The sequence below is a fragment of the Klebsiella sp. Lac1 genome (genome assembly GCF_009825425.1).
Classification (GTDB): domain Bacteria; phylum Pseudomonadota; class Gammaproteobacteria; order Enterobacterales; family Enterobacteriaceae; genus Klebsiella; species Klebsiella electrica.
The window spans coordinates 2,017,229-2,030,161 of the sequence record NZ_VJZJ01000001.1; the positions used below are offsets into that span (position 1 = coordinate 2,017,229).

23 protein-coding genes and 1 CRISPR repeat array are annotated in these 12,933 nt (G+C 49.6%); of the genes, 17 read left to right on the top strand and 6 right to left on the bottom strand.

What is annotated here, in order from left to right; genetic code table 11:
- The 5 genes from FNY10_RS09750 to FNY10_RS09765 all read right to left on the bottom strand — a co-directional run bounded on the left by FNY10_RS09750 (nt 1) and on the right by FNY10_RS09765 (nt 4,303).
- Nucleotides 1-783 carry an antitermination protein gene (locus FNY10_RS09750; RefSeq protein WP_160704706.1) on the bottom strand — a complete coding sequence of 261 codons (783 nt, stop codon included), beginning with the start codon at nt 781-783 and terminating at the stop codon, nt 1-3.
- The gene (locus FNY10_RS09755) at nt 780-1,745 is read right to left on the bottom strand and encodes a toprim domain-containing protein (RefSeq protein ID WP_160704704.1); all 966 of its coding nucleotides are present in this window, start codon (nt 1,743-1,745) and stop codon (nt 780-782) included. The genes FNY10_RS09750 and FNY10_RS09755 overlap by 4 nt, the downstream gene beginning before the upstream one ends.
- Nucleotides 1,742-3,313, bottom strand: coding sequence for a DEAD/DEAH box helicase (locus tag FNY10_RS09760; RefSeq protein WP_416309052.1), 1,572 nt, complete (start codon nt 3,311-3,313; stop codon nt 1,742-1,744). The genes FNY10_RS09755 and FNY10_RS09760 overlap by 4 nt, the downstream gene beginning before the upstream one ends.
- 354 nt (nt 3,314-3,667) lie before the next feature.
- The gene (locus FNY10_RS26875) at nt 3,668-3,952 is read right to left on the bottom strand and encodes a hypothetical protein (protein WP_227699362.1); all 285 of its coding nucleotides are present in this window, start codon (nt 3,950-3,952) and stop codon (nt 3,668-3,670) included.
- Between the two features lie 75 nt (nt 3,953-4,027).
- Nucleotides 4,028-4,303, bottom strand: a complete 276-nt coding sequence (locus tag FNY10_RS09765) for a YdaS family helix-turn-helix protein (protein ID WP_160704700.1) — start codon at nt 4,301-4,303, stop codon at nt 4,028-4,030.
- A 143-nt stretch (nt 4,304-4,446) separates the two neighbouring features.
- On the opposite strand from FNY10_RS09765, the gene FNY10_RS09770 reads away from it, so the two are divergent.
- From FNY10_RS09770 to FNY10_RS09845, 16 genes are all read left to right on the top strand, one after another.
- Nucleotides 4,447-5,136: an XRE family transcriptional regulator gene (locus FNY10_RS09770; protein ID WP_160704698.1), complete on the top strand. Its 690-nt coding sequence runs from the start codon at nt 4,447-4,449 to the stop codon at nt 5,134-5,136.
- A 191-nt stretch (nt 5,137-5,327) separates the two neighbouring features.
- A complete protein-coding gene (locus FNY10_RS09775; RefSeq protein ID WP_160704696.1) occupies nt 5,328-5,642 on the top strand; it encodes a hypothetical protein in 315 nt (104 codons plus the stop codon).
- Nucleotides 5,635-5,823: a hypothetical protein gene (locus tag FNY10_RS09780; RefSeq protein ID WP_160704687.1), complete on the top strand. Its 189-nt coding sequence runs from the start codon at nt 5,635-5,637 to the stop codon at nt 5,821-5,823. The genes FNY10_RS09775 and FNY10_RS09780 overlap by 8 nt, the downstream gene beginning before the upstream one ends.
- A gap of 69 nt (nt 5,824-5,892) precedes the next feature.
- A complete protein-coding gene (locus FNY10_RS09785; protein ID WP_160704685.1) occupies nt 5,893-6,192 on the top strand; it encodes a hypothetical protein in 300 nt (99 codons plus the stop codon).
- 138 nt (nt 6,193-6,330) lie between these two features.
- Complete coding sequence (locus tag FNY10_RS09790) at nt 6,331-6,564, top strand: hypothetical protein (protein ID WP_160704683.1); 234 nt, start codon at nt 6,331-6,333, stop codon at nt 6,562-6,564.
- On the top strand, nt 6,545-6,880 hold the full coding sequence (locus FNY10_RS09795) for a hypothetical protein (protein WP_416309046.1): 336 nt from the start codon (nt 6,545-6,547) through the stop codon (nt 6,878-6,880). The genes FNY10_RS09790 and FNY10_RS09795 overlap by 20 nt, the downstream gene beginning before the upstream one ends.
- Nucleotides 6,881-6,883: 3 nt before the next feature.
- Nucleotides 6,884-7,141 (top strand): hypothetical protein, encoded by a 258-nt coding sequence (locus FNY10_RS09800; RefSeq protein ID WP_160704681.1) that lies wholly within the window; start codon nt 6,884-6,886, stop codon nt 7,139-7,141.
- Complete coding sequence (locus FNY10_RS26880) at nt 7,113-7,334, top strand: hypothetical protein (RefSeq protein ID WP_416309045.1); 222 nt, start codon at nt 7,113-7,115, stop codon at nt 7,332-7,334. Before FNY10_RS09800 ends, FNY10_RS26880 begins: the two co-directional genes overlap by 29 nt.
- Nucleotides 7,331-7,720, top strand: a complete 390-nt coding sequence (locus FNY10_RS09810; RefSeq protein ID WP_160704679.1) for a hypothetical protein — start codon at nt 7,331-7,333, stop codon at nt 7,718-7,720. Before FNY10_RS26880 ends, FNY10_RS09810 begins: the two co-directional genes overlap by 4 nt.
- Nucleotides 7,721-7,728: 8 nt before the next feature.
- Nucleotides 7,729-7,926 carry a hypothetical protein gene (locus FNY10_RS09815; protein WP_160704676.1) on the top strand — a complete coding sequence of 66 codons (198 nt, stop codon included), beginning with the start codon at nt 7,729-7,731 and terminating at the stop codon, nt 7,924-7,926.
- On the top strand, nt 7,923-8,750 hold the full coding sequence (locus FNY10_RS09820; protein WP_160704674.1) for an SPFH domain-containing protein: 828 nt from the start codon (nt 7,923-7,925) through the stop codon (nt 8,748-8,750). Before FNY10_RS09815 ends, FNY10_RS09820 begins: the two co-directional genes overlap by 4 nt.
- A gap of 43 nt (nt 8,751-8,793) precedes the next feature.
- Complete coding sequence (locus FNY10_RS09825) at nt 8,794-9,381, top strand: hypothetical protein (protein ID WP_160704672.1); 588 nt, start codon at nt 8,794-8,796, stop codon at nt 9,379-9,381.
- On the top strand, nt 9,365-9,589 hold the full coding sequence (locus tag FNY10_RS09830; protein ID WP_160704670.1) for a hypothetical protein: 225 nt from the start codon (nt 9,365-9,367) through the stop codon (nt 9,587-9,589). Before FNY10_RS09825 ends, FNY10_RS09830 begins: the two co-directional genes overlap by 17 nt.
- Entirely contained in the window at nt 9,589-9,951 is a 363-nt protein-coding gene (locus FNY10_RS09835; protein WP_160704668.1) for a hypothetical protein, read from the top strand. The genes FNY10_RS09830 and FNY10_RS09835 overlap by 1 nt, the downstream gene beginning before the upstream one ends.
- On the top strand, nt 9,948-10,148 hold the full coding sequence (locus tag FNY10_RS09840) for a hypothetical protein (protein ID WP_160704666.1): 201 nt from the start codon (nt 9,948-9,950) through the stop codon (nt 10,146-10,148). The genes FNY10_RS09835 and FNY10_RS09840 overlap by 4 nt, the downstream gene beginning before the upstream one ends.
- Nucleotides 10,149-10,204: 56 nt before the next feature.
- Complete coding sequence (locus FNY10_RS09845) at nt 10,205-10,396, top strand: AlpA family transcriptional regulator (RefSeq protein WP_115192988.1); 192 nt, start codon at nt 10,205-10,207, stop codon at nt 10,394-10,396.
- On the opposite strand, the gene FNY10_RS09850 is transcribed toward FNY10_RS09845, so the two are convergent.
- Complete coding sequence (locus FNY10_RS09850; RefSeq protein WP_160704664.1) at nt 10,377-11,558, bottom strand: site-specific integrase; 1,182 nt, start codon at nt 11,556-11,558, stop codon at nt 10,377-10,379. The two genes, FNY10_RS09845 and FNY10_RS09850, sit on opposite strands and share 20 nt — an antisense overlap.
- A 189-nt stretch (nt 11,559-11,747) precedes the next feature.
- Between FNY10_RS09850 and FNY10_RS09855 the strand changes: the two genes are divergently transcribed.
- The gene (locus FNY10_RS09855; RefSeq protein ID WP_032716401.1) at nt 11,748-12,302 is read left to right on the top strand and encodes a DJ-1/PfpI family protein; all 555 of its coding nucleotides are present in this window, start codon (nt 11,748-11,750) and stop codon (nt 12,300-12,302) included.
- A gap of 148 nt (nt 12,303-12,450) precedes the next feature.
- A CRISPR array of direct repeats spans nt 12,451-12,899; the repeat unit is 28 nt; unit sequence TTTCTAAGCTGCCTGTACGGCAGTGCAC.
- The last annotated feature ends 34 nt before the right edge of the window (nt 12,900-12,933 follow it).

Consider the following 12,933-nt stretch of genomic DNA (forward strand, 5'->3'; position numbering starts at 1 on the left):
TTAAAAATCGGTCGCTTTTTGAAATTCCTTATCAGCATGGCGCTCTTCCTTCCAGCATACGTCCACCAGCGCATCACAGAAGGGTTTCCAGTTACGGGTCCATGTTCTGACGTGCAGGTCTGGAATGAGCGTCAGAATCGCTTTGTACGCAGCCGTAGACGGCATCGTTGAAAAACCATTTCCCGAACAGCGCTCACAGGTTTTATAAACCGGCACCCCCTGCTCTTTGGTCTCTTTTCGATCCAGAACCCGTCCAGAGCCACCGCAGCGGCAGCGGGCGTTAATGGCCCCCTTCCCACCGCATACAACGCACTGCCGTAATACTATCTCCTGCCTGATAATCGGGGCGACAATTTCCTCGCCGTCGCTTTTGTATATTCCGGGGTGCTTAACAACCTCCTCAACTGCTTTGGTTACACCACCACCCTCGCATGCCTTACAGATCCCGGTTGTTTCAGCTGAACGGGAATACTCTGCAAAGGCAAATTGCGCCAGAATCAGGCAGCAGCGCCCCAGCGCTTTACCCGCGGCCTTTCGCACGTTCTTTGGTGCTGTATCAAGGGCATGTCGCGCCAGCGCCTGCACCGCCAGCTGCTCATCGGTCTTACTGATTCCCGTCTTGCCGAAGAACGCCGCCAGCCCGAACCGTGCCCGACTGCTGGTCACCCCGATCCCGGTCATAATGTCTGTGCCATTCAGGCGATTCGGCGATGTGCTTTTCACGTCGTCGGTGATATGCATCCCCTGCGGGCTGAAATGCTTTAACGATGCTTCCAGTTTCATGCGGCCACCTTCTTAAAAAAGACCTGCTCACGAACCTGATCGCCGTTCATGAGAAAATCATTGAAATCCCCGTTATCCGGCCAGCGGATGCAGACTTTAACGAGGTCGTTTTTTGCCATCAGGTTTGCGTGGGCGCATTCGAACGCCGCGGCATGCCCGGTGGCTGAGTATTTGTCCATGTCAGCAAAAATGATGAGAGTCTTCACACCCGCCGGTACGCGGAATTTCTTCATGAAGCCGCTGTTAATCACCGCCCAGGTATTGACGCCATAAACCTGATAACAGGAAAGCGCCGTCTCGATGCCTTCAGCAATTCCGAGTGTTGTTGATATGGGAAACATGCGGATGGCCACAGAGCGGGCATGATCCAGATAGTTATCCTCCTGCAGCGATTTAAGCTTTCTGGCACTTACGCCGATCTGTGCTTTCTTATCGCCATCGAGAAGCGTCTGATGCAGGTAACACAATTCCGCTTTATCATCCGTAGCCAGGGCATAAAGAGACTGGAACACTTTTCCTGCATGCCGCTGACGGTCATTGAATCGCACAGCTTCAGCGGGTAACCGGGTTATGCCGCGGCTAAGGAGATAATCAGCGGCGCTGGTCCCCTTCAGTGCCACCAGCTTAGAAAATTTCCTGATAACCTTTTTCCGCAGGTTCGACGCATCGCTGGTTACAGGTACATCAATGCGCCGGAAGGTGTTGCCAATCAGCTGATCCACTTCTGCACAAATGGCCGAGAAGCTTTTTTGCAAGGTCTGGGTCAGCAGCTTCATCCCATCGCCGCTACCACATACGCAAATCCATGTCCCCTGCCCGTCACGATCATCGACACGGAATTTCCCCCTGGCACCACATACCGGGCATTCCCCCTTAAAGTGATTTTTCCCGGTGATCGGCGGCAGCCCGTAATGCTCAAAAATCATGGACCATTGGCCCTTTGCGGCTTCAGCCGTTTTCATGCGGTCTTTCTCCCTAAATTACTGCGAATTTCGTTTATGGCCTGTAGTGCGAAGTTGGTGCGTTCAGCGTCCGTGTCCCCTGAATTTCCAGGCTGTTCTTTTTCACGCTGGCGCGCTTTTGCGAAAGCTATTTGCTTATGCTTGATGTAGTTGCTGACTACCGGGGTAACCTCCATCGGGAAATCGCTTAACTCATTCGGCCACTCGCCGAACTTGTCGCGGAAGGTATGCGAGCACCAGCCATCACTAACGGGGCTCCCCATCGATTCGCGCTGACGCTGATAGAATTTGATCTGGCTCCACCAGGATTGTTTTTCGGCTTTGGTGTGAACCTTTTCGCCTTTTTTCAGTTTTTTGATGTTTCTGCCGGTATCTGTTTCCACGTCCTGCCCTGCCAGCGGTTTAAAGCCGCATTTCGGGCAGACATAAACACCGGCGGGTTTCATGAAATGACATTCAGAACATTCTTTCGGAAGTTTCTCTTCGCGTTCCTCAGCTGCGCGGCCGGCGGACTCTTTCATGCCGTCATTTTTTGCAGGAAGATCGTCATACTCGATGGAGTCAGGGAATCCGAGGCGGTGAACCGTACCGCTATGATCGAAGATCAGGCAGGCGTCTTTATCGGGTGCAGTACGCAGTCCTCGTCCCAGCGCCTGCAGCCAGCGAATTTCACTTTTTGTCGGACGGGCGTAGATAATGCAGCGAACATCACTATCAAAACCGGCCACCAGCACACCCACACTGACGATTATTTTTGTGGCGCCAGTCTCGAAGCGGTGGATCATCACCTGCCGTTCTTCGTGGGGTGTTTCTGCGACCATGACCTCAGCGTTAATGCCCGCCTTGTTAAACTGCATGGTTACAAAGTTTGCGTGGGCCTTATTGACGCAGAACGCCACCGTAGGAAGGTCCCGGCCATTACGCAGCCAGTTATCGACGATATCGCCCACCAGGTCAGAACCGCACATGATTTCCGCCAGCTGGGATTCGTCATAATCAGTACCGAACTCCACAGAGGACTTCGTTTTTACCCCGCTTAAATCCGGTTTTGTTGGAGCGAAAAATTCGTATTTACTGAGGTCACCACGCTGGATCAATTCACCGATCGTGGTTGGCTTAATCAGGTGTTGATAGTAATGGCCCAGGAACGGCGCAAACGGGGTACCAGATAAACCGATAACCTTCGCTTTTTTCTCCGTTGTGATCCGTTCGATTTCTTTCAGGATGCGGCGTTTACGCAGGTGTGCTTCATCAACAATAAGCAGATCGATGTTTTTTGGAAATTCACGCCTGATTAGCGTGTCAGCGCTCGCAATCTGGATCAGCAGATTAGGGTCGTAGTTCGGGTGATCACGCCAGATAAAACTAATCTGGTCTTCCGGCAACCCGTATTCTGTAAAGCGCTGGGCGGTCTGGTTAATCAGAATCGTATAAGGGGCGACAAACAGAACACGCATACCGCGACTGACCAGACCGGCGGCGATAAACGCAGCCAGGCCAGTTTTTCCGCTTCCGGTCGGTGAGTAGACCATGAAGGAATCGTGCGCCTTCCAGGTGCGCCGCAGCATGTTAAGCCCGCGTTCCTGTGCAAAGTTCGGTGTGATGTTAAGCATTGTCAGCCCTTTTTGAGTTCTACTCTTCCAGGAAGAAACCTTCCTGACCTCTTACCGGGATACCGTGTACCAGTTTGCTAGTGCACCGCTCTTTTATGGTTCTGTCTTCAAGATCGGTACCTACCTAACCCATGTACCTGTCTGTTGGAAAAGGACTCTATTCCTGCCCTAACTCCCAACTCCCCCCAAACCCCCCTCTTCCCTCTCCCCCATCCCATGTACTCGCAAACTGGTACGCAGAACAAAAAACAGTCAAGGATGGTTCCCTGCTATCACCCGGCACCTTTAAGCCTGGTGACCAACGGATCGTTACCGTGATCCGGCCAGGGGTGGCTGGGTCGTATACCCCTGCAGCGCGCGTCCGTGTGCATCCACGAACCTGCGAAGCCTCACATTGGCTTCATGCCGAGCCCGGTTCTCCTGCCGGTATGAAACGGGCTCAGCGTTAAACTCGATTTCGTAAACCTCTGAATACTTCAGGGCTATTTTCCGTCGCAGCGATGACGGCAACCGCAACAGATGTTCCTGTATCCAGGCTGCATCTGCCTGGCTGTACTGCGCAGGCATTTCAATCTGTACATAATCCGGGTACATAACGCCTCCGGTTAAAACAGCCTGTGCTGGTTTTCTGGTGACATGTCACACCTCTAGAATCGAAAGCGGTTTCTGTTAGCCTGCTGTGGCAGGTGGCGACATAGCGAAAGGCATTTTTCCGGTCCTTAACGCCTCAGGAATTCCATCCATGAAGCCAGGATATAAATCCGGGCGAATTTCATGTGGAGTAACCTTCCACCTGACTAATTCACAAATAGGCAATACGAAACGTGGCGGGATATGCGGCTTGTTAAACCACTGATTCACAGCCTGTGGGGTAATACCTAAACGCTTCGCGATAGCTCTTTGAGACGTCAGGCCGCGCAAGCGATCACGAACATCATCATTCATAGCAACCTCACATAAAGTTCCACTTGATTTAAATAGATTACATCAAGTTTTAATTAACATGCAAGTTGATAGCTTATGTTGTAAACTTAAAATCAAGGACAGCTTTATATGATTTCATCAAAACTTGCGGGGGAGAGTTACAGATGGCTGCGGTTACAAAGACTGATAACCGGATTTTAGAATTACTGAATATTAAAGGCTGGAGCCAGGCTGAGCTGGCAAGGCAACTGGGCGTAAGTGCGCAGTCAGTTCAGTATTGGACTACCGGGAAAACCTTCCCAAGAGGGCAAAGGCTGGCGAAGTTGGCCGAACTCAGTGGATATCCACAATCCTGGTTTTTGGGTGAAGATTCCGCCCCAAGCTTTAACGCTCCAGACGTTCCCCCAAAAAAACCTGATAGTGTTGTCTTCACCGTCTTAGATGTTGAGTTCAGTTGTGGCGATGGAACGCATGTAAGAGCAGATTTTCTTAATGTTGTTCGCTCCATTGAACTTGATCCTGAATATGCTCGGCGCCTGGTGGGTAACAGACCCTTTAAAAATATCGAAATTGGCAATGCCAGGGGAGATAGCATGACCCCTACGATAGCACCGGGAGACCTATTATTCCTCGATAAAACAGTGACATACTTTGACGGGGATGGCATTTATGCTTTTTGTTTTGAAGGTGAGTGCTATGTAAAGCGTTTACAAAAAATTGGCAGCAAAATTGTTGTACTCTCTGACAACTCCAACTATCAGCCGTGGAGCATTGAAAAGGATGCTCTTAACATGCTTTACATCCAGTCCAAAGTCATTTCTTCAGTTCCATTCAACATTAATAGATTCGGTTAATATTTGATAAATAACGGGCTTTGGCCCGTTCTATCCTTTTATTCATGTACACTCAAAAAAAACATCAAGTTTAACTTGACGCATCAATCCCGCAAGGCTAACCTCTATTCATCAAGTAAATCTTGATTATGGTTTCAAGATTGTTACGCCTGTAACGAAACTGTTTAATTGCAGTTTGAGAGGATGAGCGTGTGAGTACAAATAAATTCTATCAGTTAGTAGACATTCCCGATTATCGCTTTAGGAGTAATGACTCTCAATGCCACGGAATCGATTTCGACGCCATAGCTTCTGATTGCGATACAAAAACCATTTCTCTACTTGAGGCCATCGGTCATATCGGCCTTACCGCACTTACTTTAAGTAATGAGGAAAGCATTGACAAAGATAAATTAAGCCATCTTTGTGGTGTAATTACCGACCTTGCAGAGTTAGCCATTGCAACAAATAAAATTGCCAAATCTGCGACTTATTCAATTGGGTATAAGGATGGTGAGAATGCCTGATATTACTTTGCATCAAGCCGCGGAAAAAGCTTGTCAAGCTGACTTAGTTTCAAGAATGCTTGAGCAGTACCCAAGCAAATTAACTGATCATGATATTGAGGCAGTGGCTTCACTTTTATCAAACCTTATAGGTTCCGTTACTGCGTATTTAGTCGAAGAAGCATCGAAGAACCCTTTGTAAATTCGAATAACAGATTTAATACGGCTTAAACGCCGTGGCCAAACTCAACCAAAATTAAGGAAATTACAAATGAAAGATTTAATTATCAGTGAGGAAGTCAAAGCAGAAGTATCCCGCCTACAAGGTGAATTGCATAAATTCTGCGTGGCTAACGGTGTGCCTATGGTTGCCTGCACGTTGCAGGGTTGGGTTAAAACAGCTGAGGAGTGGAACATTGAAAAAATGCTTTCTTGCCATATCGATGGACGCTGCGGGGCTGTAGATACAACCATTCTGGCCGCCTCGGGGATTTTACATCTCGCAGATGTTCCACCTCCCATAGCACTGATTCTCGCCGCTATCGGTGAAAAGGAACACCAAAAACAATAGTTCTCAAAATCTAAATATGGGCGGGATTATGACTTTTATTATCGACCAAACAGCATATAAATCAGCCCGCCTGTACGCGATGAGCGGACACGAAATAATTGCAGCGTTATACCTGCGAAAAGCGTACGGGAGGTAATTATGTGGGACCCAACTAATGACAAAAGCATTGAGAGTGTATCGTTAGAAATAGAGAACCTCACTGAGTTATTAGATCTTATGCTTTCAAGTTCCAAAAGTATTGGCGAAAGACAAACCTCCGCGCTATTGGGATTATGCTTGAATTTATCTTCGGGTGTTTTTCTATGGGTCAAAGCAGAGGAGAAACGTCGGGAAAAAGAAGAGGAGGCGCGCCGTGAAAACAAATCTGATTGAAACGCGTCGCCGCCACCTCGTTCGGGCAAAGCTGGATTCAATGATGAGAAGAACAGGAAGCCACTTCCAGATAGTCAAACTGGAAGATGGCTCGGATTTACCTGTAGAGCTTGATGAAGATATTTTAACGAAGGCACTGATTAAATTTTTTGAAGCGATGATTTATGACATCCATAAACGCGAGCAGGCAGAAAGTTTAATTTCTGAACATTATTCGAATTGCATGGGAGTTAATAAACTAACGCCCGATGGCGTGGATTTTATGAATGCACTCATTGCAACACTGGCCGAACAGTCATTAAAAGCCGAGGGCTAAATAATGAGAATGATTGAATATCGTGGCGTACTTATTCCCGCGCCGCCACCAATGGTGCAATTAAGTTGCGAACCGGGATTTACCGGGCGGGTGGTTATTGAGCTGGAGGATGGTGAATTCGTCAAACAATACCCACTCCGCAAAGAAGAAACATTCTGCTCGCCTGAGGCTTTTCTCGAACTGGCTCAGGAAGCTGGATATCAGGTAATAGCACCCGAGACGGAGGATCACTGTGGCACTAACAGCAATTCGCATTCCTGAACGGATACACCTGCAGGCGCTGCAGATCCTGATGCGGTACCGGCGCCGGAGGATTCTCCCGCGACGTATTCGTCGGACTGGTTACCTCAGTCTCAAAGTTAACCAGCGCTGGCGCCTTCTTTCCCGAGATGGCGGCCGGAACTGGGAAGTAATGACCCACGAAAAATACAACGGAGCGAAGGACGGAAAATGACAGACAACAAAGAATATTCAGCAAATGATTCGGCGTTCGGCGTTCGCAAGTCACCAGTGTATGTGATCTGTCGTCATGGCCGCCGCCGTCGCTTCCTTAGTCGCAGCTCGGCTTTAAATAACCTGGTTCACTTCATGGTTCAGTTCGTCTTCGACAAGCAAGGGGTTTCCACCCACGAAGGCGGCTACGAACGTCAAAACGACGATACGGGCTGCATTGAGTTTAGCCGCGGGCAGCTTACAGAACGCTATTGGGACGCGCATCACCGGACTTATCGCCGCCTGATACGAATCATGGCCCGCAAACGCCAGATCCAGAAATGGAAGGACCGTCACGACGCCCTTACCCATAAATACCGCGAGCTCATGCAGCAGAAACCGTTTTGAGGGTACTGATGAAAGTCTATTCCCGATATTCCCGAGTAGTTATCGCGCTGCTGCTTGTCGGTAGCGTCTACGGCCTGTTTGTCCCTTCTCTTATTTCGATGAAGGACACGGTAGCCGTTATTTCCGGGCTGGCATTGGCATTTCTGACCCCGCCGTGCATCTACGCCATTTTTAAGGGTCTTTCTGAAAAAAAGGATATGAAATGAAAAAAGTAATTTTGGCCGCGCTGCTTGCTCTCTCCGCCGTTAGCCTGGTTGGTTGCGATCGTGTTGAACCCGGCAATGTTGGTATCAAGGTAAACAAGCTGGGCGATGACAAAGGTGTTGGCGAAGTGGTCGGCGTCGGCCGCTACTGGACCGGCTGGAATACTGAGGTTTATATCTTCCCGACCTTCAAGCAGATGAAAACGTATGAAGACGCTTTCAACTTCCAGATGAGCGACGGCACCACCATCGGCTACCACATCGGCGTGGCGTACAAGGTTGATCCGACCAAAGTCACAACCGTTTTCCAGACCTACCGCAAAGGGGTAGACGATATCACCGACACCGATCTGCGCCAGAAAATCGCGGACTCCCTTAATCGCCTGTCCAGCCGTATGAGCACTGACCGTTTTATTGATGGTGGCAAGGCCGATCTGCTGACCAACGCACTTAAGGAGATTCAGGAGGAAATGGGGCCGGTCGGTATCCAGGTTGTCAGTCTTTCGTATGTTGGCAAACCAGAATACCCGCCAACGGTGATCGACAGCATTAACGCCAAGGTGACGGCCAACCAGAAAACGCTGCAGCGCGAGCAGGAAGTTAAACAGCGTGAAGCGGAAGCGAACATGCTGCGCGCCGAAGCTGATGGCCAGGCAGATGCAAAGCTCAAACTGGCGGAGGCAGAAGCAAAATCCATCCGTATTCGCGGTGATGCGCTTCGCCAGAATCCGGAGGTTATGCAGCTGGAAGCCATCAACAAATGGAACGGCACCCTTCCCCAGTACATGACCAGCGGCGCCGGCACTCCATTTATCCAGGTCAAATAATCCACCAGCCCGGCCGGGTGCCGGGCTTTCAGAGGAATTGAAGATGGAAGCATTATTCCCGACAGATATTTTACGTGCGGCGCTCTATTGCACAGCAAAACCGGATGATAAGCGGACGTATCTTCAGGGCGTTTACATCACGCCAACGCATATCAGAGCCACCAATGGCGCGACATTAGTTGCAATGGAACATGGGGCTGATACCACTATTGATGACGTTTTCATTGTGCGCGGTGAAATCCCGGAAGAGTCAGAAGGTGTGCTATTTGCCATGCATGACGATGGGTGGGTACTTATTCATATGGATGAAGACGGCGAGCCGTTCGCTTCCAACGTATTGCAGAAGATCGATTGCGAGTACCCGGACTTTAGCAAGGTACTGCCTGAAAAAGCAGAGCCATGCAAAGAATTCCCGTTGTTCTCAGCCAGGACGCTTGCGCTGCCGTACGAAATGTTTAAGAGCAATTTCGGCCCGGTTGTGTTTAAGCCCTACGGTCCGACAGCTCCCTGTGAAGTAATGCTTGATCCGGTTACGCGCCACCTTTTCGGTAACCCGTTCATGGTGATTATGCCGCTGCAGGAAGATGTATTCGAAAGGTTAGAAGAGGTTCTGGATGAAAATAGATTTTAGCGATCAGGGGTCGGTTTCGACCATCACGGTTACCAGTTCTGTTTTTGAGTTCCGCCGGCACAAACGGGCGATTGATGTAGCTCTGTTCCTGACACCGGGTATGACCAGCAAGAGCAGCGGTTTTTTCATCATGAAAACGGTGCTGGTCGGCCAAAATAAACACGCTCTTAGGGCTTACAAACATCTGATCCGGGAGGCTGGAAAGTAATGAATAAAATCATCGTCGATACAAGCAACCTGAACACTATCAGTGAATGCCTTGAGCAATTGGCGAATGCTGAACTGGCTCAGGTAAATATCGAGACTCAGCTTGCGCTCTATGCCGGCAACAAAACCTGGAGGAAAACAGCAGAATTCGCTTTGAGGACTGTAAAGCATAAGCGTCGCATCGTGACAGCCCGCCTTGCCGTTCTTCGCCAGCAGGAGAAGGAAACAAATATGCGGATCAGCCAGCTGCATAACGATTACCTCGTGAAAGAGTTAAAAAAGATCGTCACGCCTTCTTCATTCGAGCGTTGTATCCGCCTGGCAGACCAGGCCATCGAGTCATCTTCGGGGGATGGAATGTGATTAAACAACCTCTTTCCGTAGAAGTTAATGGCCGCATTTGGCGCCTGTTTGATGTTCAGTTTGAATCTGATGATGGGATCTGTTGCTCCGTGTATCTGTATGCATTGAATCGCGAGCATGCCTCCTACCGTCTGGAAGATCTGAAGCGGACCGGAAAACTGACAGACGGCGATATAGAAGAGGTTGCGGGTGGGTAAAGATTTTGAAATGTGGCGCCACGGTTGTGGCCTGAAAGTGGTGTGAGGTGGGAAATATGGTAGACATTGAAATGATTGACGAGGAAGAGGCAATGAGGATGATCCGCGTTTCTTCACGCATGACCATCCGTAAATATACAGAGCGCTATAATTTCCCAAAACCGATCCGCACCTACCCTAAGCAGTACCTGCGCTCTGCTGTCGTGGAGTGGATCTTAAACGGGGGCATTAACCAGAAATCTTCCTGATGTGCCAGAATATTTTTTCAGCATACAGATCGTAGGCGTCTTTCTGTTCAGCAATCCAGTCATGCTTGTTATAGACAGAAAGCACGCCGCCCAGTTCATGCCCCAGCATTTTTTCAATAACGTGCGGGGCTACTCCCTCTTCAGATAGCCGGGTTGCCAGGGTGCGACGAAAGTCATGAGAAGAGAACTCACCAAAACCCAATGAATCTTTTATTCGCCTGAGGAATTTATTTGCGCCAGAAATGGTCATCGGGGTTTTCAGATCTTCACCCGGGAAAAGTACATTTCCATAAGTCATTTCGGCCTTTTTCAGTAAATCATCTGCAGCAGAGAAAATTGGACGCCTGATAATTTTATTGGTTTTGCTTTTTTCAGCCGGCACGATCCAGAGCCCCTCCTCTCTGTCAAACTCACCTTTTATAGCCAGCCGCAGTTCACTATTTCTGGCGCCGTAAAGCATCAGTAACTGATGAAGCAACCGGTTAGAAGTAGACCCGCGACTACGCTCTATAGCCATCCAGATTTTTGCGAGCTGGTTATAGCTGAGAGTAGTCTCGCCAACCGCTGGCTTTACGCCAATGTCTTTCGGCTGTAGAAGCATCAGTTCAGTTGTACTGATGAACTGTCGGCGCATACACCAGCCAATAGCCGAACGTAGCTGTATCAACAAGTGGCGGGCTCGGCGAGGGTTGATTCTCTCCTCTTCAGTGAACCTCTCAACCCACATACGCACGGGAATATCCTCGATCGGTATACCTGAAAAGGCATCTCTCATCTGCTTTATAACCGTGGATTTATAAAGCGCGACCGTTTTCTCCCTCAAGGTCACATCAACATAATTTTCTTTCCAATAGTCCAGGCAGTCCTTTACCGTTGGTTTATCCTTGGATTTGTTGTTGCCAGCTAGCGACCGTGGATCAATGCCCTTATCTGCTGACTCCCTCAAATCTGCAACTATATTGCGAGCCTCGCGTAGCGTCAGCGCCGGGTAGCGCCCCAGCCCCATTCGGTTCTGCTTTCCCTCCCAGCGAAACCGAAATTGAAAGCTGATAACCCCTTTGGGGGTTATACGAATCCCAAGCCCATCAGAATCAGTAATTTCAGATGGGCCGGAATATGGTTTACCATAGATAGAACGTAGCTTCGTGTCACTGATCGCCATATTATTTTCTGTACTCATCGATTTTGGGATTTATGTACTCAATCTGTACTCAATATCGCATGTACTAGCATAAACAACAAGATTCAGATGTGTACAACCATTTGCGAAAAGTGACAACAAAAACAAAATAAAATCTTAAAATCAATGTCATACATAAAAAACCGCGTTCATTTGTGTACACCTTAAGGCGTGCGTGTACGCAATCCTCACCTTGCTGAAGATTACGAAACCATGGTGCCGTTCCAGGCATTGCAGATGATTGGCCACCAGGTTGACGCGGTGTGCCCGGACAAGAGCAAAGGCGACTATATCATGACGGCGATCCATGATTTTGACGGGGCCCAGACCTATAGCGAGAAACCCGGACACCGCTTTGTCCTCAACGCTGATTTTGCGGCAGTAAAAGAACAGGATTATGACGCCCTGCTGATCCCCGGTGGACGAGCGCCGGAATATCTGCGCCTGAACGATGAGGTGCTCAAACTGGTACAGGCCTTCGACGCCGCGCACAAACCCATTGCCGCCGTCTGCCATGGCCCGCAGCTGCTGGCCGCCGCAGGAATACTGAAAGGCCGGACCTGTAGCGCTTATCCGGCCTGCGCGCCGGAAGTGCGGCTCAGCGGCGGGCATTATGCTGAAATAGGTATCGATCAGGCGCATGTCGACGGCAACCTGGTCACCGCACCTGCGTGGCCCGCGCATCCGCAATGGCTGGCGAAATTTGCTGAGGTGTTGCAGCAGTAGAAGCTGAATGGCGGGCTGATAAAGCGAAAATGGCGGACCGTCCAGCGGTCGGTCCTCTCGAATCACTATTTTCGGCCGTGCCTGATTTTCCAGTTTATCGTCCAGAAATGAATGGCACAATTTATTCTGATAATCAGCGAGTTAATGCGTCCCAGGCTGCCTGTACGGCAGTGCACCTATTCACCTCCTGCGGGGCGGCTGCGAGCATTTTCTAAGCTGCCTGTACGGCAGTGCACACCAGAGAGGGCCGTGCTATGGGGTTGGGTATTTTCTAAGCTGCCTGTACGGCAGTGCACACATGCTCCAGGCTGGCACCCATACAGTTTCTTTTCTAAGCTGCCTGTACGGCAGTGCACATCCCCTGCAACCTGTTCAAAATGTGCAGCACTTTCTAAGCTGCCTGTACGGCAGTGCACCGGCAAAGGGCAAAGGAGCAACGTCGTAAGGATTTCTAAGCTGCCTGTACGGCAGTGCACAAGTGGGTATGTCCTGCCCCGGTTAAAGTTCCCTTTCTAAGCTGCCTGTACGGCAGTGCACCTCGTCGTTGAAGCCGTAGAGCGTTCCGTCCTTTTCTAAGCTGCCTGTACGGCAGTGCACTGAAATAATATCAACTCACTTCTTTGTTTTATAT